General features: G+C 69.9%; 19 protein-coding genes and 3 pseudogenes. 13 read left to right on the top strand and 9 right to left on the bottom strand.

What is annotated here, in order from left to right:
- Positions 1-382: 382 nt before the first annotated feature.
- Together ABZ354_RS27650 and ABZ354_RS27655 are read right to left on the bottom strand one after the other, a co-directional pair.
- Positions 383-1,024: a TetR family transcriptional regulator gene (locus ABZ354_RS27650; RefSeq protein ID WP_358661276.1), complete on the bottom strand. Its 642-nt coding sequence runs from the start codon at positions 1,022-1,024 to the stop codon at positions 383-385.
- Entirely contained in the window at positions 1,021-2,574 is a 1,554-nt protein-coding gene (locus tag ABZ354_RS27655) for an MFS transporter (RefSeq protein WP_358661277.1), read from the bottom strand. The genes ABZ354_RS27650 and ABZ354_RS27655 overlap by 4 nt, the downstream gene beginning before the upstream one ends.
- A gap of 203 nt (positions 2,575-2,777) precedes the next feature.
- Here ABZ354_RS27655 and ABZ354_RS27660 point away from each other — a divergent pair, with 203 nt between their 5' ends.
- The 3 genes and pseudogenes from ABZ354_RS27660 to ABZ354_RS27670 all read left to right on the top strand — a co-directional run.
- The gene (locus tag ABZ354_RS27660; RefSeq protein WP_358661279.1) at positions 2,778-4,385 is read left to right on the top strand and encodes a helix-turn-helix domain-containing protein; all 1,608 of its coding nucleotides are present in this window, start codon (positions 2,778-2,780) and stop codon (positions 4,383-4,385) included.
- Between the two features lie 9 nt (positions 4,386-4,394).
- Positions 4,395-4,964, top strand: coding sequence for a transcriptional regulator (locus tag ABZ354_RS27665; RefSeq protein WP_358661281.1), 570 nt, complete (start codon positions 4,395-4,397; stop codon positions 4,962-4,964).
- 287 nt (positions 4,965-5,251) lie between these two features.
- Positions 5,252-5,434: pseudogene (locus tag ABZ354_RS27670) on the top strand (DnaB-like helicase N-terminal domain-containing protein); the annotation flags it as partial.
- Positions 5,435-5,519: 85 nt separating this feature from the next.
- Here ABZ354_RS27670 and ABZ354_RS27675 read toward each other — a convergent pair.
- Positions 5,520-5,819, bottom strand: a pseudogene (locus ABZ354_RS27675) (DDE-type integrase/transposase/recombinase); the annotation flags it as partial.
- 193 nt (positions 5,820-6,012) lie between these two features.
- Positions 6,013-7,011 (bottom strand): LuxR C-terminal-related transcriptional regulator, encoded by a 999-nt coding sequence (locus tag ABZ354_RS27680; RefSeq protein ID WP_358661283.1) that lies wholly within the window; start codon positions 7,009-7,011, stop codon positions 6,013-6,015.
- Positions 7,012-7,451: 440 nt separating this feature from the next.
- Between ABZ354_RS27680 and ABZ354_RS27685 the strand changes: the two genes are divergently transcribed.
- From ABZ354_RS27685 to ABZ354_RS27700, 4 genes and pseudogenes are all read left to right on the top strand, one after another.
- Complete coding sequence (locus ABZ354_RS27685) at positions 7,452-8,579, top strand: ThiF family adenylyltransferase (protein ID WP_358661285.1); 1,128 nt, start codon at positions 7,452-7,454, stop codon at positions 8,577-8,579.
- A gap of 1 nt (position 8,580) precedes the next feature.
- Entirely contained in the window at positions 8,581-9,828 is a 1,248-nt protein-coding gene (locus tag ABZ354_RS27690; RefSeq protein ID WP_358661287.1) for an MFS transporter, read from the top strand.
- Positions 9,829-9,896: 68 nt separating this feature from the next.
- Positions 9,897-10,238: pseudogene (locus ABZ354_RS27695) on the top strand (hypothetical protein); the annotation flags it as partial.
- Positions 10,239-10,809: 571 nt separating this feature from the next.
- Positions 10,810-11,067 carry a replication initiation protein, RepL2 gene (locus tag ABZ354_RS27700; protein ID WP_358661288.1) on the top strand — a complete coding sequence of 86 codons (258 nt, stop codon included), beginning with the start codon at positions 10,810-10,812 and terminating at the stop codon, positions 11,065-11,067.
- A gap of 864 nt (positions 11,068-11,931) precedes the next feature.
- On the opposite strand, the gene ABZ354_RS27705 is transcribed toward ABZ354_RS27700, so the two are convergent.
- A complete protein-coding gene (locus ABZ354_RS27705) occupies positions 11,932-12,771 on the bottom strand; it encodes a hypothetical protein (protein WP_358661290.1) in 840 nt (279 codons plus the stop codon).
- Positions 12,772-12,863: 92 nt separating this feature from the next.
- On the opposite strand from ABZ354_RS27705, the gene ABZ354_RS27710 reads away from it, so the two are divergent.
- On the top strand, positions 12,864-13,898 hold the full coding sequence (locus ABZ354_RS27710) for a sodium-dependent transporter (protein WP_358661291.1): 1,035 nt from the start codon (positions 12,864-12,866) through the stop codon (positions 13,896-13,898).
- A gap of 7 nt (positions 13,899-13,905) precedes the next feature.
- Here the strand turns inward: ABZ354_RS27710 and ABZ354_RS27715 are convergent, their stop codons facing one another.
- Positions 13,906-15,222 carry a HAMP domain-containing sensor histidine kinase gene (locus tag ABZ354_RS27715; protein WP_358661293.1) on the bottom strand — a complete coding sequence of 439 codons (1,317 nt, stop codon included), beginning with the start codon at positions 15,220-15,222 and terminating at the stop codon, positions 13,906-13,908.
- A 149-nt stretch (positions 15,223-15,371) separates the two neighbouring features.
- On the opposite strand from ABZ354_RS27715, the gene ABZ354_RS27720 reads away from it, so the two are divergent.
- Genes ABZ354_RS27720 through ABZ354_RS27740 form a run of 5 tightly spaced genes read left to right on the top strand, consistent with a single transcriptional unit; the run spans position 15,372 to position 20,813 of the window.
- Entirely contained in the window at positions 15,372-15,989 is a 618-nt protein-coding gene (locus ABZ354_RS27720) for a hypothetical protein (protein WP_358661295.1), read from the top strand.
- Between the two features lie 5 nt (positions 15,990-15,994).
- Positions 15,995-16,717, top strand: coding sequence for an ABC transporter ATP-binding protein (locus ABZ354_RS27725; RefSeq protein ID WP_358661297.1), 723 nt, complete (start codon positions 15,995-15,997; stop codon positions 16,715-16,717).
- A complete protein-coding gene (locus tag ABZ354_RS27730) occupies positions 16,704-17,390 on the top strand; it encodes an ATP-binding cassette domain-containing protein (RefSeq protein ID WP_358661299.1) in 687 nt (228 codons plus the stop codon). Before ABZ354_RS27725 ends, ABZ354_RS27730 begins: the two co-directional genes overlap by 14 nt.
- Positions 17,390-20,032, top strand: coding sequence for an ABC transporter permease (locus ABZ354_RS27735; protein ID WP_358661301.1), 2,643 nt, complete (start codon positions 17,390-17,392; stop codon positions 20,030-20,032). The genes ABZ354_RS27730 and ABZ354_RS27735 overlap by 1 nt, the downstream gene beginning before the upstream one ends.
- 52 nt (positions 20,033-20,084) lie before the next feature.
- Entirely contained in the window at positions 20,085-20,813 is a 729-nt protein-coding gene (locus tag ABZ354_RS27740; RefSeq protein ID WP_358661302.1) for a response regulator transcription factor, read from the top strand.
- An 85-nt stretch (positions 20,814-20,898) separates the two neighbouring features.
- Here ABZ354_RS27740 and ABZ354_RS27745 read toward each other — a convergent pair whose 3' ends face one another.
- From ABZ354_RS27745 to ABZ354_RS27755, 3 genes are all read right to left on the bottom strand, one after another.
- Positions 20,899-21,147, bottom strand: coding sequence for a hypothetical protein (locus tag ABZ354_RS27745; RefSeq protein ID WP_358661304.1), 249 nt, complete (start codon positions 21,145-21,147; stop codon positions 20,899-20,901).
- Positions 21,148-21,333: 186 nt separating this feature from the next.
- On the bottom strand, positions 21,334-22,263 hold the full coding sequence (locus tag ABZ354_RS27750; RefSeq protein ID WP_358661306.1) for a M48 family metalloprotease: 930 nt from the start codon (positions 22,261-22,263) through the stop codon (positions 21,334-21,336).
- Positions 22,260-22,631 carry a BlaI/MecI/CopY family transcriptional regulator gene (locus tag ABZ354_RS27755; protein WP_358661308.1) on the bottom strand — a complete coding sequence of 124 codons (372 nt, stop codon included), beginning with the start codon at positions 22,629-22,631 and terminating at the stop codon, positions 22,260-22,262. The genes ABZ354_RS27750 and ABZ354_RS27755 overlap by 4 nt, the downstream gene beginning before the upstream one ends.
- Positions 22,632-22,656: the final 25 nt, after the last annotated feature.

The raw sequence follows: 22,656 nt of genomic DNA on the forward strand, positions 1-22,656 counted from the left end.
GCTGATGGCCGACCAGCTCGACAAGGCCGTCGAGCAGCACGGCAAGGGCGACCTCCAAGCCCTCCTCACCGGCGGCGACACCTGGACCGTCGTCGCCTGAGGACCTGAACCCGAGGACCCGAGGACTTGAGGGCCTGAGGACCCAAGGACCCGAGGACCCGCCCGAGGACTTGAGGGCCTGAGGACCCGAGGGCCTGAGGGATTGAGGACCTGAGGACCTGTGAGCTCGACGATCTGAGGGTGGAAGACCCCCGGGGGCGGCCCGACCCACCCGGTCGTCGTCCGACTCCGTAGGACAACAGGGCCTCCCGGCACTCCGTCGGTCGGTATCACCGCACCACCGACGAGTTGCCGAGAGGCCCTGTCCCCTACAGCCGCACCCTTACAACGTCAGACCGCGCTCCAGCACCGCCAGAGCCCGCTCGATCATCTCCGGCAGCGTGGTCTCCTGGTCGTGGTCGCCCCACAGCACCTGATGGAGACTGCCCGTCACGGCACCCACCAGGACACGGAGTTCCAGGTCGGTCTCCGGACGGCCCGTCCGCTCGGCGAGCACCGCGCTCGCGGCCGCGACCATCTTGTCCTGGTTCTCGCGCATCAACGCCCGGACCGGCGCCACCTCACGGACGAGCTTCCGCCGCCAGCGGTACTCCTCGCCGAGCTCCTCGGACAGAGCGCGCACCATCGCGGTCATGGCTGCCCGCAGCGCGACCAGCGGCGCTTCGTCCGCGGGACGGGCGCGGAGAAACTCGATGCTGGACGTGGCGTAGTCGTCCGTCAGGACGATGTGCTCCTTGCTGGGGAAGTACCGGAAGACGGTGCTCGGCGAAACCTCGGCGGACGCGGCGATCTGTTCGATGGTGGTGTTGTCGTAACCCCGCTCGTCGATCAGGTGGTGCGCCGCCTCCCGGATCGCCCTGCGTGTGCGCAGTTTCTTGAGCTCACGCAGGCCGAGGCCGGTTTCAGAGACTGTGGGCGACAGGGACGACGGCGCGTCGGATGTGGCTGAGGGCATGGGACTCATTGTCGGACACCGTCGGCCGCGCCGGATACAGACTCGGCAAGGGCTTGCTCACCTGCCTCCTGCTGCATCTGCTTCTCCTTGCGGTCGTTCGGCAGGACGAAGGCGCCGAGGACGGCCGTGGCGAGGCCGGCGATGCCGCAGACCAGGAGCACGAGCCCCATGCCGTGGACGAAGGACGACTCGGCGGACTGCGCCAGCTGCGGGATGTCCAGCTTCGCGGCGACCGTCTGGGCGGCGACCACGGACTCCTTGGCAGCCTCGGCGGCCGGCTCCGGCACGCCGTCGGTGTCGAGCCTGTCGGTGAACGCCCCGTTGAGCACGCTGCCCAGCAGCGCGATACCGAAGGCACCGCCGACCTGTCGGATGGTGGTCATCAGGCCGGAGCCGGTGCCCTCACGGCCCCTGGGCAGCGAGGCCAGGGCGCTGTCGAGGGCCGGCACCAGGACGAAGCCGATGCCCAGACCGGTGAGCGTCATCCACAGCGCGGTGAAGCCGTAGCCGGTGTCGGCCTCCGTGGTGGAGCCGAGCAGCATCGCCACGCCCATCAGGGCGACACCCGCGACGACCAGCGGGCGCGTTCCGAAGCGGGCGGTGAGCGGCGGCACCGCGCGGGCCACGATGATCGTGCCGGCCATGAGGGGCATCAGCCGCAGGCCGGTGCCGAAGGCGTCGTGCCCCTGCACGGCCTGGAGATACTGCGGCAGGACGAACATCAGACCCATGAAGACGAACATGGCCAGCGTGGCGATGATCGTGTTCCACCGGTAGGCGCGGTTCTTCAGCAGTTCCAGGTCCACCATGGGGCGGCTCTGGCTCCGCTCCCGTACGACCAGCCCGACGAGCATCAGCACACCGACGAGCATCGAGGCGAGGATGACGGGGTCGGTCCAGCCCTCGGCGGGAGCCTCGATCACGCCGTAGATCAGCGCGCCCAGACCGAGGATGCCCAGCACCGTGCTCAGCATGTCGATGGTGGGCGCCGACTGGTCGCGGGTCTCGGGGATCAGCAGGAGGCAGGCGACGATGCCGATGGCGACCAGCGGGATGTTGAAGACGAAGACCGAGCCCCACCAGAAGTGGTCGAGGAGCCAGCCGCTGACCAGCGGTCCGAGCGGCATGCCGATCGACATGCCCACGGTGATGACCGCGATCGCCTTGGTCTGCTCCGGACCCTTGAAGAGGGTCGGGATGACCGACAGCGTCAGCGGCATGATCAGCGCGGCACCGATACCCATGACCGTACGGGCGGCGATGACCATGCCCGGGGTGTCGACGAGCGCTCCGAGCACGGAGCCGGCCAGGAAGACCACGAGCCCGGCGACCAGCAGCTTGCGCCGGCCGAAGCGGTCGCCGAGGAGGCCCGCGGGGAGCATGGCGGCGGCGTAGACGACGGCGTACGAGTCCACGATCCACTGCAACTCGCCCGTGTCGGCGCCGATGTCGGCGGCCATGGTGGGCAGGGCGACGTTGAGGATCGTGAGGTCGAAGCCGATGACAAGGACGCTGATCGTCAGACCGATCAGCGCTAACCAACGATTCTTGAGAGCCATACCCAAATGATAGCAACTCCCATTAGCAAGTGAGTAGTGGATCGGAGGGTGAGCCGTACGAGCCGCCCAGCGACGCCCCCACACCCCCTCCACCAGCCACGAGACGTACGATGCGAAGCCAAATGTGAAGTGCATGGCCGGACGGAACCAGGTGTGAAGCCGGACCCGAGCAGGCCGGGAGAGGACCGGGAGAGAGGGCAGCGATGGATCCCGTAGACGCACTCCTCGCCTCCGTGACCGCGGACGAACTGCCCGCGCCGGCCGTACGCAAAGAGCTGCGCCGCGCCGCCAGGCTGAGCCAGGCCCAGGTGGCCGAAGCCGTAGGGGTCAGCCGGGAGACCATCAGCGCCTGGGAAACCGGCCGCTGGGAACCCACCGGTGAAGCCCGCACCCGCTACCGCCGCCTACTGACCGGCCTGCAGACCCGGCTCGGCACCCCCACCGCGCCCCCCGCCGAGAAGGAACCCCCCGCTCCCCCCGCCCCCACCGGCCCGCGGCCCTCCCAGCCCACCACCCCCGCGGACCCGCACCACCTGGCCACGCCCGAGCCATGCGTACTGTGCGGAGCCCCGGCCACCGAACAACTCGAGGGCTACCCCCAACACCTCGACGCCGCAGACTGCGCCCCACCCCGGCCCACGCCCGCGCCGAGCCGGTCGGCGGAACCGGAACAACGTGTACGCCCCGGGCTCCGGCGACCGGACCCGGCCCCCGGCCCCCGCCACACCGAAAGCCCTTCCCGCACCACGGCCGACACCCGCCCGACGGCCGACACCCGCCCGACGGGCGGTCCCCGGGGCGCGGTCGGCACCCGCACTCCGGCCGGTACCGGCGCGGGCAGCACCGCGGCGACGGGCGGATCCGGGGCGGGGACCACGGAACCGATCGCCCAAGCCGTCCGCGACGCCTTGGCCAAGCACAACGGCGACATCCAGGCCGCCACGGCAGCCCTGCAACGCCGGGCCATCCCCGACGCGATGGCCCTGCTCGACCGCTGCCGCATCGGGGCGCGCTACGACGTCGTGGGCCACCCGCCCCTCCCGGACATCCTGCGCAAGAAATCCGCACACGGCGCCGACGAGGTATGGGAAGCCCGCCCCAACTGGACCCGCCTCTACCCGCCCCCGGGCGCGCTCGACGTCACGGCCCTTGACATCAACGGCGCCTACCTCTCCGCCCTCAAGACCCACCTCCCGCTCGGCACCCTCGAACACTCCACCGGTGACGCCCACTCACGCCGCCGCTCCGGAATTCATCTCGTCACCCCACCCGAATGGGACCACCAGGACCACCTCCCCAACCCGCTGGGAAACCGCGACGAACCCGGACCGGTATGGGTCACCGAACCCACGCTGCGCCTTCTGCAACGCCTCGCCACAGATCAGTACGGACGGCTCTGCGACCCGCCGGTCATTCACGAATCCTGGACCTCGGGATCGACGGAGCACCTCTTCGAGAAATTCCGCCAGGTACTGCGGGACGCACGAGAAAATGCCATTGAGGAAGATGACGAAGTCGCCCTGGAATACGTGAAATCCATGTATTCTAAGTTCGTGTCCACGATGGGCGAGTCGAACTTCAACCGGCAGATCTACCGACCGGACTGGATGCACATCATCCGCTCACAGGCATTCGTCAATCTCTGGCTGAAAGCCTACAAAGCGCACACGGCAGGACTGACCGTCATGAGAGCCATGGGCACCGACGAACTGCACATCGCCGGCGAATGGCGGCACGTCTTCACAGAAGGGCGCGGGGTCTCACAGGTGAAGGTCAAGGACGTCTACACCGTGGACACCCAGGAACGGTAAACAGCGCAAATGCCGGACAGAACACATGACTTCGGACGCTACGGGGCCGATGGCCGACGCGGAAGCGAAGCCGCGGCCGGAGTTCTCGATTCCCTCACCCAGGGCATCGCATCCCCCGTCACATCCCGCCGCGGCCTCGCCGCCCGGCTGCGTTATCTCACCCGGTCCCAGGCCGGACGCGACGCCATGCGCGACGCCGGCATCACCGTCACCCCACGCACCCTGAAAGCCTGGATCGCGGGCAAACAACGCCCGAAAAAAGCCAACTTGGCCAAGATCGACGCAGCATACGGGAAGCTACGCCGCCAAAACGTGGCCCGCTACCTACTCGGACGCCTCAACGCAAACGGCGGAACCCGAGTAGAAATCCACCCCCTCGACCAAACCCACGTACCCGTCCCTCACCGACGAGTACTCGAATATCGGCGCCTGAATATCAGACACTGGGACGCCATCATCGACGCCTGGTCCCGAGGAGACACCCAAGCCCTCGACAACGCCTGGATCGACCAAATAGTCAACCTGGGCAGCCAATGGGGCAAATACGAATACGTCAGCTCGGTGGGCTTCGCAATCTAGGAAACCACGTGCTTACGCACGGGTCGCAGTGATTTCCCTCACGTATCTCTGCGGCTCGTAAACGCAGAGATACGTTCTGGACGTACGGAGCCTCTCCTGCAGTTGCGTCTTTTCGATTCGCGGAGCGAATTCCTTCGGCGTCACGGAGTGGCGCCGTGTCAATCACCTTGCGGAGCAGAGGGGATTTCGGCGGCGGAGCCGCCGGGAGGGGGCCGCGGAGCGGCCGGGTGGCTTCCGGCCTGTAGGGCCGGCGCGTCGTGTCAGCTCCGCAGGCACGACGCGCCGACAAGGGCGAACCCGCCGACCCGATCACCGCGGCCGCGGAACTCGCCAAACGCGGCGACCTGACCAAAACCGGCGGCGCCGGCTACCTGCACACCCTGGTCCAGGCCGGCACCCGCATCACCCAGCTCGGGTACTCCGCCCGGGGTGAACCGGACGACGTCCGCAGCGCGGCGGAGGCCGAGGTCCTGGACGCGCTGGCCACCCGCGAGCAGACCGCCGCTCGTGAACCTCGAGCACCACCACAAGCCGACCCCCGAGAGCCTGCCGTTAGGAGCGGAGCTTGTCGGTGACGATCACCTGCGGCACCGTACGGGTCTTCTTCAGCAGTTCGCGGAAGAACCGCCTGGTCGCAGCGGTGCCCCGCCGGTTCTGGACCAGGATGTCGAGCACGGTGCCGTCGGCGTCCACGGCCCGCCACAGGTTCTTCCGCCCTCCGTTGATCTTGATGAAGGCCTCGTCCAGGTGCCACTTGTCCCCTGGGCGGGGCTGCCGGCAGCGCAGTACGTTGGCGTAGGCCCGCCCGAACTTCGCGCACCAGCGGCGGACCGTCTCATAGAAGACGATCACACCGCTTACGAAGCCATCATGCCCCCCCACGCGCGGGCTTCCGCCGGCGGTCCGGGCGACGTCGCCCCGAACGCGCTCGTTTCGTAGTCGCCGCCCGCGGTAGGGGATCCGTCGCCAGCGATGCGGGTGGCGAGTCCGTCGCGTGCTCCATCGACCGCAGGTCTCGGATGGGTGAGGCCGCGCGCCTTCTCATCCGCTAATCGACCAGGCCGCGCTGGCTCATCAGATATCCGGCGTGGAACCGGTTCCGCGCTCCCAGTCTGTGCATGATCTCGGAGATGTGCCGCTGACACGTCCGGGGGGAGATACCGAGCCGCTTGGCTATCGAGGCCACCTCAGCCCCCTCCGCGAGGAGCTTCATGATGACGCGTTTCGTGCGGTCGGAGGCTTCGAGGACCTGCTGTCGCCTGTATTGGGTGGGGAAGGCACTTCCTTCCGCCCATGCCCGTGAGTAGGCGTTGACGGCAAAGTCGACGATACTCGGGTCCTGGACGACCAGGGCTCCTTCGGTGCCGTCTCCTCGTGGCAGGACGGCTGTGCTGCGGTCGAACACCACGATCTTCATGAAGCCGTCCTCGATCAAACGCACTTCGGCACCCAGCCGGATCAGCCGTTGCGCGCCCTGCGCCGAGGCCCGGTTGAACTGGGCGGAACTCTGGTACAGCGCCCGCAGCCGGACCCCTCGCCGCAGCGCGTTCTCCGTGGAGGTGAGGAACTCCTCCGGGTCACCCGTCGGCAGCGAAGTGAGTATCTCTCCGCGTGTCCCCGCCGTTAGTTCGCAGAGGGTTTCGCCTACCGCCCCACGGTTCAGCAACCGCCTGCCGGACGTGGCCATCCCGTCGCCACCCGGTACCTCCCTGTAGACACGGGTGAACGGCGAGAGCGAGGCGGTGACGCGGTATACCCTCTCCTGCTTCTCCGCCAGAGACTGGAGATCGTCACCGCAGGTCCGGATCATGGCCGCGGCCGGCGGTACGGCCAGCAACCGTCCATCTGCTGACGGGTCGCCTTCGACCAGACCCAGGCGGTGCAGCCGTTCCATGGCCGCCGTGAATACGGAGGGGGGAAGCCCCGTCTTTTCATGCAATTCGGCGAGGGTCGAGCCCTGGGCCGAGAGGAGAGCAACGTAGACGGCGCAACTGTGCTTGTCGCCCGGGGCATCATGCGATTGGTCCGCCAGGTCCCTCTTCAGCATGCTTTGACCCCCTCCTCTTTTTACGTGGCAGAAACGTGACCCCCACGAAATGCTCACAGGAGCTACAACATATGCAAGTGTTGCGCCGGTTCAAGAGGCTCCCGTACGGCGGAATCCGGTCGGGTTGCTTCTGGATGCCTCAAGAGGTTTCCGTTCCGTTTTGGGACGGAAACGCCAGTGTCATATGAGACGAGGAAGGAGTGGTCAGTATGTCCATCGAGCTGAAGACCCTGAAGTCGAGCACGGCCGGCGTCGTCGGCGAGGGCTGAACGCCCCGCCAGCACCGTCACCCGTAGTCGGCGAGCGGACCAAGCGCCCGCCGACCACGGATCGGGATGCCGAGGCATGGCCTACGGTGCCCCCACAGGGCAGTACCCGCGAGCGGGTACTGCCCTGTGTCAATCACGCCTGCAAGCAATCCCCTAGGAGTGCTCATGCCCATGGACAAGGACGTACTGCCTCTTCTGAAGCACACCAACCCTGTCTACGGCACCGGCGCGAAAGTCCTCATCAACGGCTTCGGGGAAGTCACGATGGTCGACGACCCCAGCGGCGCTGTTCGCCAGCTCCTCGCACTCCTGGACGGCTCCCGGTCTCCCGAGGCGGTCCATGAAGCGCTGTCTGCTGATCACCCTGAGGTGACCTTGGAGGAAACGATAGCCGTGCTGGAGCAGTTCGACGCTGCGGGGTTCCTGCTTAACGCGGCCGCCTCGTCCGAGGGACTCCTCGACGCATACGAACTGGGGCGCTGGAAACGGAATATCAACTTTTTCGGCTCGTACGCACGGCTTGGCGACAACAAATACGAGATGCAGGCGAAACTTCGCGACTGCAAGGTGGCTTTGCTGGGGCTGGGCGGGCTCGGTTCCCATCTCCTGCTCGACATGGCCGGACTGGGCATCGGTAACGTTCGCGTGGTCGAGTTCGATCGCGTCGAGCTGTCCAATCTGAACCGGCAGATTCTCTACCGTGAGTCCGATCTCGGGCAGCCCAAACTTCCGCTGGCCGTGGAAAGGGTCAAGGAGTTCAACTCCCGGATGCACGTGGACCCGGTGGACATGAAGATCAGCTCGGTTCAGGACGTCATCGACGTCATCACCGGATGTGACGTCGTGATCTGTGTCGCGGACCGCCCAAAGGTCGAGATCATGAGCTGGGTCAACCATGCCTGCGCACAGACCGGGATTCCCTTCACCACGGGTGGCCTGGACACCCAGCGTGCCTTCTACTACACGGTGATTCCGGGCAGGACCGGCTGCGTGCAGTGCTGGAGACGACAGGTATCCGAGACCGACCCCGTTTCGGACGGGCTCCTCAACGAGAAGACCGAGCGCCGGATCGGTGGTGACAACGCCGCGTTCGGCCCGCTGGTGACGATGACGACGGGCTTCCTACTCGGCGAACTGACACGCCTGGTCACCGGAGTAGCCCCCGCCGTCGCCACCAATCGTCTGATGGAACTGCGTTTCCATGACTACGCGATGACCGAGGCGGAACACTGGACCAGGGCAGCGGACTGCCCGGTGTGCGGGGAAGCCGCACGCGCCATCCCCTCTACGATCGGCTGACATGGGAAAGCGGTACTACCTGCTCCTGGGCGCCTATCTGACCTCGTCGATAGGCAACTGGGTATACAGGATCACCCTTCCGCTCCTGGTCCTGCACCAGACCGGATCGGCGCTGAGCACCAGCCTTGTGTATGTCGTCGAATATGTTCCCTTCCTCCTCCTCTCGCTGCCCGGAGGCGTCTGGGCCGACCGCTGGAACCGGCGCTCCATCCTGATCAGCGGCGACCTCGCGGCAGCGGCCCTCGCTTCAGCACTGGCCGTTCTGGTCACCGCGGGAACCACTCACCTCTGGCCGATCCTCCTGGCCGCGTTTCTGCTCGGGTGCGTGGACCCCGTCTACCATCCCGCGTTCCAGAGCCTTCTGCCCGACATCGTGGCGAAGGAGAAGCTGGGCAAGGCCAACAGCTGGATGCAGTCCGGCGACAACCTGATGGTGATGCTCGGACCAGCCGTGGCGGGCGGCGCCATCGCGTTGTTCGGCTATGGCACGACGGTGACCTTCAACGCGTGCACCTACTTCGTTTCGGCCGGGGCCATCCTGCTGATCGGCAAGGTGGGCTCTCCCCGGCAGGACAGGACCGTACGATCGTCGATCCTCAAGGACATCGGCGAGGCCGGTAAGTACATCGCCAAGAAGAACAAGGTGCTTCTGGCCGGATCTCTGATCTTCACCGGAACCAACCTCGCCACCTGGCTCGTTCAGGCGAACTTCGTCTTCTACCTGACAACCTACCGGCACCTGAGCTCGACCGTGCTCGGTGTGGTGATCGGATGCCAGGGCGTCGGGGCCCTCGTGGGCGCGGCCCTGGCCGGGCACCTCAACGAAAGGTTCGCCCCGGGGCGCATCATCATCGTCACCACGGTGATCGCGGGGTGCACCACCCTGATCCTGATCCCCCTGCGCAACCCCGTGCTCATCGGCCTGGACTGGGCGCTGCTCTTCTGCTGCGCCTCGATCAACGTGGTGACCTGGTTCACGATGCGCCAGAAGGTGGTTCCCAGAGCTCTGTTGGGGCGGGTCGTCGCGACCACACGCATGCTGGCCTTCGCCTCGATCCCGCTGGCCGCGCTGCTCGGCGGCGTCCTGGAGAACAACTTCCACAACATCTACCTGATCATGGTGGTGAGCGGCATATTCCGTCTGGTCATCGCGGCGCTCGCCTGGTTTTCCCCGTTGCGAGGTGACTCAAGGGCATCCGCAACGAAGGAGGGTTCGGCCCCTTCCCCGGTCGGGGAGCAGGCTCCATGAACGGCACTGTCACGTTGGCTGTCCGGGAGGGATGATCTTCGGGTGGGTCACGCTGGGAGGGGTCGTCCGTGGACAGCGCACCGCAGTACCCGGTCGAGGTGATCTCCCACTGTGTGTGGCTGTACTCCCGCTTCCCGCTCGGCTTCCGCGAGGTGGAGGAGCTGATGCTCTAGAGCGGTGTGATCGTCTTCTATGACACGGTCCGCCGCTGGTGCGCGAAGTTCGGGCGGGCCTACGCCAACGTACTGCGCTGCCGGCAGCCCCGGCCCGGGGACAAGTGGCACCTGGACGAGGCCTTCATCAAGATCTCATCCCACTTCCGACCTCGCCGCCACCTGATGACCGCCGTCCACTACCGAGCCGAGATGACCATTCGCTTCGCGATTTGGGACCAGGCCACCGGCGCCGCCGACCAACCCGACAGGGCTGTCGTGGTGGCGACGCGGATTCAGCGCAGCGTTTGCATGGTCCGGTCGGCACACAGCGGCCGGACGGCTAGCAGGGCGATATCGCGGTGCAGCAGACGACGTGCGGCTCTTCGCGCCTAAGGGTCGGCACATTCTCGGCCCTTGGGGGCCTCCGATGCACCGACGGGGTTGGAGGTGGTCAGGCGGCTGCGGCTTGCTGGGTGTTGTCAAGGGACAGCGTGGCTGGGGTTGGTGGGGGCTGATGGAGGCACACGTGGCGGGTGATTGGTCCGCTGCGGTCGCGTCGTGGCGTGCTTTCGTGGGCTGAGGATGAGGGAGGGAGCGAGGCCTTTTGTCGACGAGTGGGACTGGGTGCGGATGTGGACGCCCCGCAGGGAGCGCTCAGCAATGCTGTGCGCGACTGCTTCCCGGGGCACGGAGTGTGGGGGATAGCAGCAGGTGACAGCCTGCCCTACTGCTAAAGAGAGCGCAGGGCACGGGAGCACCCTGACCTGCAGAAACACCAAACGACGACAAGCGAAAGCTCCTGGACGTCCTCCACCGCACCGTAGGCATGACCGCCAACCAGCGCCTGGTCGTCATGCTCTACGCGGTGCACCCCACCGACCGCGCCGGCGCCGTCATCGAGACCGGCGCCAACCTCGCCAAGCTCGTCGGCATGTCCCCGACTGTCTTCTCCCGCACGCGGCGCCAGGTCGTGGAAGCCGGATGGCTCGATGAAGCCGAGCGCCTCGCACACATCAGCTACTACCGGCTCAGCGAGAAGAGCACCGGCGAGGACATTGTCGTCCCTCTGCGCCGCGCAACCTGAACGGATTCAGAGCCAGAACCCATGTACGTGAGGTCAATGAGCACCGATCCCGGAATCGGTGCTCATTGACCTCACGTACATGAGATCTGCTTCTCCGGCACGATCACAAGCAGCCAGCCTCTGGTGTCAGCCCCCGCCACGCCGCCGAGCGCTCTGCCTGACGAAGGGTCCGTTGCAACAGCGGGCATCGGCCAGGGCCCGGTCCCGTTCCTGCTCGGCCTGCTCCAGCCGCTACGCCGCCCGTCGTACCCGCGCCAGCACCCGCCGACGGAACTTGCCCAACCACTCGGCCGTCACCTGCGACAGCCGCCCCCGGGGCGTCGGCCGCGACCGGCGGCTCTCCGTACGGCTCCCCGGTGATCACCGCGAACATCACGCGCCCTGATGCGCTGCGTCCAGCGGTGAGTCGTTCAGCTGCGTGATGTCGGCGGGCGTACCGTCGACCGCCATCCGGGTAAGCCAGCGCCCGGTAACGGACAGGCGGACGGCGGCAATGGTGACGTCGCCGTATCGCAGCTCACCCTCGCGAGGGCACTCGCCTTCCACGCTTGTCAGCCGGAGCTGGTACCGGGTGTCGGCGGCGAGGGGGACCTTCTCTGTGAAGGTCCGCGGCTCGGGCGGAACTTCGACGTCTACAGCAGGCTCGGCTACCTCCTAGGCGAGGTCTCCAGCTGGTGGGCCGACGGCCGGGATACTCGCGGGTTCCGATTCGTCTGCCACTGCTTCCTCCTGGACTTGCTGGCCAGGGTCCTCGTTCGCGGGGTCCGGTGCGGCCGCCTCGGCAGCCGACGCTTCGGCGCCGGCCGGGTCCTCGCCGGTGGTCGAGTCCGGGGTGGTGGAGGCGGTGATCGCCTTCCCAGCCGTTCAGGCCGCCTGCCGCGTCACTCGCGCGGGGTCCGCGACGTCCTTGCGGGTCACCGCCAGGTACACCACCAGGCCCAGGATGACGGCCAGGAAGAGCCCGCTCGTGACGACGGTGCCGAACCCGAGACCGCCGTCGCCGGTCGGCTGGGACAGGTAGTCGCCGATCGAGGCGCCGAGCGGGCGGGTCAGGATGTAGGCGATCCAGAAGCTCCACACCGCGTCCAGGCCCAGCGCGAAGTGCGCGATCGCCACGGCTGCGATGGCCAGGGCGAACAGGACCGCTGAGAGCCAGTAGCCGAGGTCCATGCGCTCGGAGACGAGGTCGCCGGCGGCCGTGCCGAGGGCGAAGGTGAACAGCACGGCCAGCCAGTAGTACGCCTCACGGCTGGTGGTGTCGATGCTGTGAATGGAAAGGGTCCCCTCCCGCCGGTACCAGACGACGAAGACGACCGCGAGGAGGAGCGCGAACACCGCGGTGCTCGCCTCCAGCGGGACGCCCATGTTGTCGGTGAGGTTGTCACTGATCAGCGTGCCGACGACGCTGATGAGGGCGACGGCGAGCCAGTACACGCCCGCTCGGTAGGCGGTGGTACGGAACTGGACGACCAGGACGACCGCGAGCAGCGCGCTCATCAGGACCGACACGCCGGTCAGGCCCAGGCCGGCCTTCTCGTTGAGCAGGTCGGCCGCGGTCTCGCCGACCGTCGTGCACAGCATCTTGATGATCCAGAAGTAGGCGGTGACCTCGGGGACCTTGTTCCAGCGCAGGCGGTGGGAGGGGCGAGCGGAGGCACTCGTGCCCGGTTCGGCCTCGGGAGTCTCGGAGAGTTCGTAGGTCATGGGCAGGACGTTGCCAGCGGTTACCTGAACGCATCCTGACTGCCGCGGGGCTTTCCCCGGCCCGCCGGGTCCGGCCTGATCACGATGGGGGCATGTACACCCGCTTCGCGTCCTGGCTGCGGCACCGGCTCGGCCGCGCCGTCGTCCTCTCCTACGGCCTCGCCCTGATCCTGCCCGCACCCGGCGTGTGGCTGCGCCGCCCCCATTCCTTGCCGCCGACGCACCTGACACTGCACACCGCACCGCTCCTGCTGTCCCTGGTCCTGTTCTCGGCCGGGCTCCAGGTTCCCGTCCGCGCGCTGGGTACCGTGCTGCGGCATCCGAAGGCCCTGCTCGCCGGCCTCGTGCTGCACCTGGCGATCCCGCTGGCGGTCGTGCCGTTCGTCGCCTTCCTCCTGCGGCGCACCCCCGACACCGACGGCGGCAGCGGACTGCTCACCGCGATGATCCTCGTCGTGGCGATGCCCGTCGCCGCCGGGGCTACCGTGTGGACCGACAAGGGCGAGGGAGATCAGCCGACGATGGTGGGCCTCGTCCTGGCCTCGACCCTCCTCAGCCCGCTCACCACCCCCGTGCTGCTGGCGACGCTGTCGCCGCTGCTCAGCGGCGGCTACGCGCACACCCTTGCCGACACCGGCCGTCTGGCCCAGGGCGGATTCGCTCTCACGGCCGTGGTCCTTCCCTGCGCGGCGGGCCTGCTGGGCGCACTCGTCCTGCCCGCGCGACGGCTGGGCCGCCTGGTCGCCACGGTGGCCCCGTCGGCCATGGCCGGTTCGCTGGTGCTGACCTACGTCAACGCCAGCGGCGCCCTCGGATCCGTCGTGACCCGGCCACGCCCGCTGCTGTTCGCGGCCGCCCTGGCCGTGGCCGCCCTGGTGTGCCTGCTCTCCTTCGTCCTCGGCCGGGTCGCCGCCCGCGTCCTACGGCTGGAGGCGGGCACCGCCTCGTCGCTGACACTCGCCTGCGGCATGAACAACAGCAGCGCGAGCGCGGTGCTGATCACCGCGTCCCTGCCCGACAAACCGCATCTGCTGCTGCCGGTCCTCGCCTACGGGCTGCTGCAGAAGACCGCCGCGAACCGGATCGTCACCCGGCTGCGACCGGCTCCCACCGCGGCAGGCGCCTGAACAGTCCTCAGCCGCCGCCCTCGGCGTCGGGTTCCTCCCGGCGTACGGGGACGAGCAGGGTGAACGCGGCTGGACGGCGGCCGGTCAGGGAGAGTCTGCCACCCAAGGACACTGCCAGGTCGCGGGCGAGGGCCAGGCCGATGCCGGAGCCCTCCCCCGCGCCGGTGCGGCCGCGGTCGAAGAGCCGGGACGCCTCGCCGTCCACGGCGCCTTCGTCGATGACATCGAAGGCAACGGCCTCCCCGAGGTCACGGGCGGTGAGGCGTACGGTGCCGCGCCCGTGGACGCGCGCGTTCTCCAGCAAGACGCCGAGGATCTCGGTGACGGAGGCGCCGGGGACACGGATGTCGTCCGGCACCTCGGGAGTCCCGCACTCCAGACGCCTGCCGTCGCGGGCGAACGGTCCGTGCCAGCGTTCCTCGGTCTCCCGCAGCAGCCGAGGCACGGACGTGTCCGGTGCGGGCCGGCGCGGCAGGCCGTGTGAGCGGGACAGGCGCAGCACTTCGTCCACCGTGCGGTGCAGACGACGCGTGGTCTCGAGGGCCTCCTCCAGGGCGGGCCGAGTGCGAGCGTCGTCCTGGGCGAGCCCCGCCTCCAGCGTCAGCTGAAGCCCGGTGAGCGGGGTGCGTAGCTGGTGGGAGGCGTTGGCGGTGAAGTCGCGCTCGTGGCGCAGGAGTTCGGTGAGGCTGTGCAGCATCTCGTTGTGGGTGCGGGCGACCTGGTCGATCTCGGCGACGCTGCTGGGCGCGGCCCGGGCGCTCAGGTCGCCGGCGGTGACAGCCCTGCAGTGCTGGCAGAGGTCCTCCAGCGGCGCGGCCAGTACCCGCGCCTGCCTGCGGGCGACGAGGACGGCCACCGTCAGCGCGAGGGCGCAGACCCCGGCCAGGACCGCCCAGGCGATCAGGACACGGTCACGTACAGCGGCCGCGGGCGAGGAGGCCCGTACGACGCCGATCACCCGCTCGGCGTGCGACACGGGCACCGCGACGACCAGGTCGCCTCGCGACCGGCCGCGCACCGCCTCCGCGGCGAGTGCCCGTCGCACGGCGGTGTCGCCGGTGTGGGGGCCGGTGCCGGCCCGCAGGCGCAGCGCGGGGTCGTACAGGCCGAGGCGTCCGCCGGGCGGCGGCGCGGGCAGTTCCACGGGGTCGCCGGTCGGGTAGTCCGGGCTGACGCGTACGGCCCCTGACAGGGCCGCCCTTTCCAGGGTGTCGCGCTGGTCGGCGTACAGGGACGACCTGATGGCCAGGGCCAGCGGGACGGCGAGGAGGACGACGGCGACCAGGGCGGCGGTGAGGGCGACTCGCACCACGCGCTGTCTCATGCCCCCATCTTGGGAGCGCCTGGGCGCCCCCTGGGTGGTCCGCCACGCGGTTTTGCCGTCGTCTAACCGTCTGTGTGCGGGCCGTTAACCGACAGCTCACTAGCGTCGGTGGCATGACCGCAAGGCAGCTCCTCGGGAGGGCGGTAGACATGTCGCACGTACGTAATTCCGCGGGCGTCGTCGCGGTGACGGTGATCGCCGCGGTGATCGCAGGGTGCTCCGGATCGTCCGGGGCGCATTCCGGCTCGGGTTCGACGGCCCCGGCACAGGCGACCCCGGCCCCCACCGAGTCGAACCCGCCCGGGGACATCCCCGACAACCAGGTGTTCGTGGCTTATCGGCCCACTGGCGGCTTCACCGGGTTCACGGTGAAGGTGCCGGAGGGCTGGGCGCGCACCGACAAGGGCGGTACGACCGTGTACACGGACAAGCTGAACAGCGTCACCATCGCTACGGCCAACGCCTCCACTGCCCCGACCGTCCTCTCCGTCAAGAACACCGTCGTCCCTCAACTGCGCCGGCACATGCCGAAGTTCACGTCACCGAAGGTGTCGCAGGTGGCCCGTAAGGCGGGCCCCGTCGTCCTGCTCGCCTACCAGAGCGACTCGGCCAAGGACCCGGTCACCGGCAAGGTGGTGCGGGACGCGTTCGAGCGGTACGCCTTCTACCGGCAGGGCCATGAGGTGGATGTGACACTGTCGGGCCCGGTCAACGCCGACAACGTCGATCCGTGGCGGACCGTCAGCGACTCGTTCGCGTGGCGGTGAGTGCGATGCCCGCCAAACCGTCGGACGACGACGTGGTGCTGGCCGCCCGGGAGCTGTACCGCTTCTACCGGGCCGGTGAGGAGGAGACGCTCGCGCTGCGCGGGGTGTCGCTGCAGGTGCGGCGGGGGGAGACGGTCGCCGTCGTCGGCCCGTCGGGGGCGGGCAAGTCGACCCTGCTGGCGTGCCTGGCCGGTCTCGACGAGCCGTCGGGCGGCGAGGTCCGGGTGGCGGGCGAGCGCATCAGTCACCGGCCCGAGACCGAACGCGCCCGGTTGCGCGCCCGGCATGTGGGGGTGCTCGTGCAGTCCCGCAACCTGCTCCCGCATCTGACCGTGCGCGACAACATCCGACTCGCCCAGCATGCGGTGCGCGGCCGCCCCGCCATGAGGGCCGGGGCGCTGCTGGAGCAGGTGGGGCTCCGACGCCGGTCCAGCGCGCTGCCGCGGCAGCTGTCCGGCGGTGAGCTGGCCCGGGCCGGGCTCGCCGTCGCGCTGGCCAACTCCCCGGCCGTGCTGCTGGCCGACGAACCGACCGGTGAACTCGACGGCGCAACGGAGGAGTTGGTGCTGCGGATGCTGCGGGACCGGACGGCGGACGGTTGCGCGGTGCTGATCGTGACGCACAGCGCGGAAGCGGTGCGGGGCGCCGACCGAGTGATCACACTGGACGACGGGCGGGCCCACGAGGGAACCACCCAGGTGCGGGAGAGCAGCCATGTCCTCCGCTGACCTGCTCGTCTCCTGCCGGGGCGTCGCGCTCACCTTCGGCCGGGGCCCCACCGCCGTGGTGGCGGTGCACGGCGCCGACCTGGACGTCCGCACCGGCGACCGGCTGGCGATCGTGGGACCGTCCGGGTCGGGGAAGTCGTCGCTGCTCCACCTGCTGGCCGGGCTCGAACTCCCCACCAGCGGCACGATCACCCGGCCCGGACTCCACGGGCCGCGGGACATCGGCTTGGTCTTCCAGGCCGACAGCCTCATCTCCGCCCTCGACGTCATGGAGAACACCGCGCTGCCGCTCGTCCTCGCGGGACGCCCGCAGGAGGAGACCCGCCGCCCGGTCGCCGAGGCGCTCGACGTGGTCGGCGCGGCCGGGCTGGCCGATCGGCTGCCCGACGAGATCTCCGGCGGCCAGGCCCAGCGGGTGGCCGTGGCCCGCGTGCTGGCGCAGGCGCCGCGGCTCATCCTCGCGGACGAGCCGACCGGGCGCCTCGACCACGCCACCGGCGCCCGCGTCCTGGACGCACTGCTGGCGGCGGGGGACCGGACGGGCGCAGCGCTCGTCGTCACCACCCACGACCCCGCCGTCGCGGCCCGGCTCACCGTGCGCCGGGGCATGCGCGACGGCCGGCTGCTTGCAGCCGAAACAGCGGAAGCACCGGACCCACGAGGGAGCCTGTGATGATCACCGCCTGGGCGGGCGGACTGGCCCGTCACCGCATCGGACGGCTCCTGGCGGCCGTCGCCGGTATCGCCCTCGCCGTCGCCCTGGTCGCAGCGCTCGGCTCCTTCCTCACCGCGTCCAAGGCGACCATGACCCAGCGGGCGGTCCACTCCGTCGCCGTGGACTGGCAGGTCGAGGTGCAGCCGGGCGCGGACCCGAACGCCGTCCGGTCGCTGGTGCAGACCACTGCCGGCACCCGGGCCGCGTTGCCCGTCGGCTTCGCCCGGACTACCGGCTTCACCGCCAGCGTGGGAGGCAGCACTCAGACCACCGGCCCCGGCGTTGCGCTCGGCCTGTCGGCCGACTACCGCAGTCACTTCCCCGACGAACTGCGCACGCTCTCGGGATCCGGCAACGGCGTCCTGCTCGCCCAGCAGACCGCCTCCAACCTGCACGCGGCCCCGGGCGACACCATCGGCGTACGGCTGCCCGGCGCCGGGCTGCGGCAGGTGCGGGTGGACGGCGTGGTCGACCTGCCCCAGGCCGACTCGCTGTTCCAGAAAGTCGGCGCGCCCCCGCAGTCCCAGCCGGCCGCGCCCCCGGACAACGTCGTCCTCCTGCCCGGCGCCCGGTTCGCCTCTCTCACCCGTGGAGCCACCGACGTCACGACCCAGATCCACGTGACCCGCGACGCGCGACTGCCGACCGATCCGGCCGCCGCCTTCACCTCGGTCACCGGTGCCGCACACCACCTGGAGGCCAAGTCGGCCGGCACCGCACTCGTCGGCGACAACCTCGGCGCGGCCCTCGACTCTGCCCGTCAGGACGCCCTCTACGCCCAGATCCTCTTCCTCTTCCTCGGCGTCCCGGGCGCCGTCCTGGCCGCCGTGCTGACCGTGGCGGTCGCCACGGCCGGCGGCGAACGGCGCCGCAGGGAGCAGGGTCTGTTGCGGCTGCGCGGCCTGCGTCCCCGCCAGATCACCGCGCTCGCGGGTCTGGAGGCCGCGCTGGTCGGCGTCGGCGGCGGCCTCGCGGGTCTCGGGCTCGCCGCGTTGACCGGCCGCCTCGCCTTTGGCGCCACCTCCTTCGGGGCGGGCGCGGGTACCTGGGCTCTCTGGTACGTCATCGCCTTCGTCCTCGGCGTGGTCGTGGCCGCCGGCGCCGTGCTCGTGCCCGCCCTGCGGGATCTGCGCACGGTGACCGTCGCCGACACCGGGCGGGAGCCCCGCGGGTCGCGGTCGCCCTGGTGGCTGCGGTACGGCCTGGACTTCGCGCTGCTGATCGGCTCCTGGCTGGTTTTTCGCGCCTCCTCCGGCAACCAGTACGCCCTCGTCCTCGCCCCGGAGGGCGTGCCCAGCGTCTCCGTCTCCTACTGGGCCTTCCTCGGCCCCGCGTTGCTGTGGCTCGGCGCGGCCCTGCTGTTGTGGCGGCTGACCCTGCTGGTCCTCGCCCATGGCCGTCCGGCGCTGGCCCGCCTCGCCCGACCGCTGACCGCGACCCTCGCCACCACCACGGCGGCCGTGCTGTCCCGCCGTCGGCGGACGTTGGCCCGCTCGGTGGTGCTGCTCGCCCTCGCCGTGTCGTTCGCGATCTCCACGGCCGTCTTCAACTCCACCTACCGGCAGCAGTCCGAGGTCGACGCCCGCCTCACCAACGGCGCGGACGTCACTGTCACCGAACCGCCCGGCGCCCAGGTCGGGCCGAGCGCGGCGGACACGCTGAAGGTCTCGGGCGTCCGGCACGTCGAGCCCCTCGAGCACCGCTACGCCTACGTCGGCTCCGACCTCCAGGACCTCTACGGCGTCCGGCCCGCCACCGTCGCCAAGGCGACCTCGCTCCAGGACGCCTACTTCTCGGGCGGCACAGCAGGTCAACTGATGCGCCTGCTCGCCCAGCGCACCGACAACCTGCTGGTCAGCGCAGAGACCGTGCACGACTTCCAGCTCTCCTCCGGCGACACCGTCAACCTCCGCGTCCAGGACGCCCGTACCAAGGCGCTGCGCACCGTGCCCTTCCATTACGCGGGGATCGTCAAGGAGTTCCCGACCGCGCCGAAGGACAGCTTCTTCGTCGCCAACGCCGCCTATGTGGCGAAGGCGACCGGCAGTGACGCGGTGGGCGCCTTCCTGCTCGACACGGGCGGCAGCCACCAGCAGCAGGTCGCCGCGCATCTGCGCAAGCAGCTGGGCACCGGCGCCACCGTCACCGACCTGACGCAGACGCGCGGCACGGTCGGCACCAGCCTGACCTCCGTCGACCTGGCCGGGCTCACCCGGATCGAGCTGGCCTTCGCGGTGCTGCTGGCCGCCGGGGCCGGAGGGCTCGTCCTTGCCCTGGGCCTCGCCGAGCGCCGCCGTACCTTCGCCGTGGCCACCGTCCTCGGGGCGAAGAGCGGCCAACTGCGCGGCATGGTCCTCACCGAGGCCCTGCTGCTGGCCACTGGCGGCCTGGCAGGGGGCGCCGTCATCGGCTGGGCCCTGTCCGAGATGCTCGTGAAGGTCCTGACCGGCGTCTTCGACCCGCCGCCCGCCGGCCTGGCGGTGCCGGGCGGCTACCTGGCCCTGACGGCCGGCGCGGCCGTCGCTGCCGTACTGGCCGCCGCGCTGAACGGCATCCGCAGCGCCGGCCGGCCCGCCGTGGAGGAGCTGCGTGACATGTGAGCGGCCGGGAGCGGGCGGGCCGCGCGCCTCGCCCGCTCCTACGCTGTCCAGCATGCGTACGCACGCGACCGCCGACCCCAGCCGCCACCGCGTCCTCGTCGTCGAGGATGACGACACCATCGGCCGCCACCTGGAGACCGGCCTGCGCGGCAACGGCTACACACCGACCTGGAGCCGGACCGGATCCGCAGCCCTGACCGAGGCCGCGCGGACCCCGTACGACGTGCTGCTGCTCGACCTGGGACTGCCCGACATGGACGGTCTGGACGTCGCGCGCGCCATGCGCGCTCGGCACCCGGATCTGCTGATCGTCATCCTGACGGCCCGCACCGACGACATCGACGTCATCGCCGGGCTGGACGCGGGGGCCGACGACTACCTCGTCAAGCCGTTCAGCCTGACCGTGCTGCTCGCCCGGCTCCGCGCCCATCTGCGTCGCCTGGTCGTCGCCACAGCACCGCAGGAACCAGTCCGGCTGGCCGACCTCGTCCTCGACCTGGTAGCCCGACGCTGCACACTGCACGACGCGGACATCGACCTGCGTCCCAAGGAGTTCGATCTGCTCGCCGTCCTGGCCCGGCACGCGGGGGAGGCCGTCTCCCGGGAGACCCTGATGGCCGAGGTCTGGGACGAGAACTGGTTCGGCTCGACCAAGACCCTCGACGTCACCATGGCCGGCCTGCGTCGGCGCCTCGCTCAGGCCGTCGACGCCTCGGTCCACCCCGGCAGCCCGCCCCGCATCACCACCCTGCGCGGGCACGGCTATCGCCTGGAACCCTGACGGGCGCCGCCGCAACGGCTCAATGCCGTGCCCGCCTGGCCGACCGCCGACGGCGGCCCCGTACAGAACCGCTCTCTCGCGCCCGTCACCGATCTTCGGCGGCACGCTCGGCCGGAGCCGCTTCCTCACGGACGCGCACCGGGACACGGTGCAGAAGGTCGTCGATGCGCTGGTCGCCGCGATGCACTGGATCAACATCCACAGCGCAGCCGACATCGCGAACGAGCTGTTCGCGGCCGGTGAGGGAGCCGAGCCTCGGGTCCTCGGTCGAGCCGCCGACTGCCCGAGCCGTACCGGAGGTCGTCGCGTTCGCCGCGTGTGCGCTGCTGCTCATCGTGGCCTACCGGTTTTTCAGAGCCGCCCGCGCCGACCTCACCCGCCGGGCGCTGCGACGCTGTGCGAGGGGCAGCCGGCGGGCACCGAACTGCCTGCTCCGGCTGCTGGAACCGGTCATGGCCCGAGGGCGATCACTCGGCGGGCCGATTGAGCTTCAGGGGGTCGGCCGACGGGGCCGAACCGGTCAGGGAGCCTCCTCGCCCTGGGCGACCTCGACCTCGTGGTGGAAGTCGACGACGCCTGCCGCTCCTGCGGTGACGGACAGGACCGTGCAGGCCACGAGGAGGAACGCGGTACGCCGGGTGGTGCGCGGGCGCGTCCGGGTGGATGCGAGAAGCGCGGCGACGCGTTGCGGCACCGGTCCGGACGTCGCCGCGGGTGCGAAGTCCGGGCGGGTGGAGGGGGAGGCGTTTCCGGCGAGGGCGGCGCGGGCGATGGCCGCGGCGATCAGGCGCCGGTCTCCGGTGACCTCGGCGGCGGCCTCGTCGGCAGCCCGCTCGACGGCGAACCGGATGGTGGCGCGGGTGGTGCGCAGGGCGGGGTGGCAGTGGGCGGCGAGTTCGGCGGCGGCCAGGAAGTAGTGGTGGCCGGCCCGGTTGTGGGCGCGTTCATGGGCGAAGAGGGCCTCACGCTCGGCAGGTCCCAGACTGCGCAGCATGGCGGTGGTGACGACGATGCGGTGGGGCCGGCCGGGCAGGGCGTACGCGTCCGGATCGGGCGATTCGATCACGCACAGGTCACCTGCGGCGGGGCGGCGATCGGCCTGCGTGCGGGCGGTGCGGAATGCGCGGGTCTGCCGGAAGGCCGAGCGCGCGAGGGTCCAGACGCTGAGGGTGAGCACCCCGGTGGCCGCCGTGGCGGCGGGAAGGACGAAGTAGTCCGAGGGGGTCCGCAGGGGGTGGACGAGCTCGCCGAGGGCGGCGAAGGCGGGGAGTGTGAGCAGTCCGGTCAGGACAAGGGCTCCCAGGGCGGCGACACAGGCTCCCCCCAGCGCCAGGGCTGAGGCGGTGAGGACCCACAGTGCGGCGGCGGGGGCCAGTCGGTCGAGGGTTCGGCGGGCCAGCGTCGGCGCGAGGAAGGGCAGGATCAGCGGTAGGAGCAGCAGAGCAGTCATCGCTCGTCACCCTCCAGGAGCCGGCGCAGGTGCTGCTCGTCGCCGGGACTGAGCTGGGCCACGAAGCGGGCCAGGACCGTCTCCCGGTCGGTGTCCCGGTCGAGTTCGGTGTGCATGCGCCGGGCGGTCAGGCCGGGCGCGTCCTGGACGGGGAAGTAGGCGTAGCCGCGCCCCTGCCGCTCCCGGTCGACGACGCCCTTCTCGTGCAGACGAGTCAGTATCGTCGCCACCGTCGTCCGGGCCAGGCCGAAGCCGAGCTCGGCCTGCACCCGTCCTGGCGTGAGCGGGGCCCCGGCGGCCCACAGCGCGGCCATGACGGCGGCTTCCAGCTCACCGGCCGGCCGCCTCTCGTCCCTCGCGTCCTTCATGGGAACGTTCCTCACTCCGCCATCG

Source organism: Streptomyces sp. NPDC005925, from assembly GCF_040638805.1.
In the GTDB taxonomy this organism is placed as follows: Bacteria; Actinomycetota; Actinomycetes; order Streptomycetales; family Streptomycetaceae; genus Streptomyces.

Bases quoted from the DNA above. Each gene is read 5' to 3' on its own strand.
- ABZ354_RS27735 (WP_358661301.1), top strand. From the start codon at position 17,390: ATGATCACCGCCTGGGCGGGCGGACTGGCCCGTCACCGCATCGGACGG.
- ABZ354_RS27655 (WP_358661277.1), bottom strand. From the start codon at position 2,574: ATGGCTCTCAAGAATCGTTGGTTAGCGCTGATCGGTCTGACGATCAGC.
- ABZ354_RS27750 (WP_358661306.1), bottom strand. From the start codon at position 22,263: ATGACTGCTCTGCTGCTCCTACCGCTGATCCTGCCCTTCCTCGCGCCG.
- ABZ354_RS27685 (WP_358661285.1), top strand. From the start codon at position 7,452: ATGGACAAGGACGTACTGCCTCTTCTGAAGCACACCAACCCTGTCTAC.
- ABZ354_RS27665 (WP_358661281.1), top strand. From the start codon at position 4,395: ATGCCGGACAGAACACATGACTTCGGACGCTACGGGGCCGATGGCCGA.
- ABZ354_RS27720 (WP_358661295.1), top strand. From the start codon at position 15,372: ATGTCGCACGTACGTAATTCCGCGGGCGTCGTCGCGGTGACGGTGATC.
- ABZ354_RS27740 (WP_358661302.1), top strand. From the start codon at position 20,085: ATGCGTACGCACGCGACCGCCGACCCCAGCCGCCACCGCGTCCTCGTC.
- ABZ354_RS27730 (WP_358661299.1), top strand. From the start codon at position 16,704: ATGTCCTCCGCTGACCTGCTCGTCTCCTGCCGGGGCGTCGCGCTCACC.
- ABZ354_RS27710 (WP_358661291.1), top strand. From the start codon at position 12,864: ATGTACACCCGCTTCGCGTCCTGGCTGCGGCACCGGCTCGGCCGCGCC.
- ABZ354_RS27745 (WP_358661304.1), bottom strand. From the start codon at position 21,147: ATGAGCAGCAGCGCACACGCGGCGAACGCGACGACCTCCGGTACGGCT.
- ABZ354_RS27660 (WP_358661279.1), top strand. From the start codon at position 2,778: ATGGATCCCGTAGACGCACTCCTCGCCTCCGTGACCGCGGACGAACTG.
- ABZ354_RS27725 (WP_358661297.1), top strand. From the start codon at position 15,995: ATGCCCGCCAAACCGTCGGACGACGACGTGGTGCTGGCCGCCCGGGAG.
- ABZ354_RS27650 (WP_358661276.1), bottom strand. From the start codon at position 1,024: ATGAGTCCCATGCCCTCAGCCACATCCGACGCGCCGTCGTCCCTGTCG.
- ABZ354_RS27705 (WP_358661290.1), bottom strand. From the start codon at position 12,771: ATGACCTACGAACTCTCCGAGACTCCCGAGGCCGAACCGGGCACGAGT.
- ABZ354_RS27690 (WP_358661287.1), top strand. From the start codon at position 8,581: ATGGGAAAGCGGTACTACCTGCTCCTGGGCGCCTATCTGACCTCGTCG.
- ABZ354_RS27715 (WP_358661293.1), bottom strand. From the start codon at position 15,222: ATGAGACAGCGCGTGGTGCGAGTCGCCCTCACCGCCGCCCTGGTCGCC.
- ABZ354_RS27755 (WP_358661308.1), bottom strand. From the start codon at position 22,631: ATGAAGGACGCGAGGGACGAGAGGCGGCCGGCCGGTGAGCTGGAAGCC.
- ABZ354_RS27700 (WP_358661288.1), top strand. From the start codon at position 10,810: ATGACCGCCAACCAGCGCCTGGTCGTCATGCTCTACGCGGTGCACCCC.
- ABZ354_RS27680 (WP_358661283.1), bottom strand. From the start codon at position 7,011: ATGCTGAAGAGGGACCTGGCGGACCAATCGCATGATGCCCCGGGCGAC.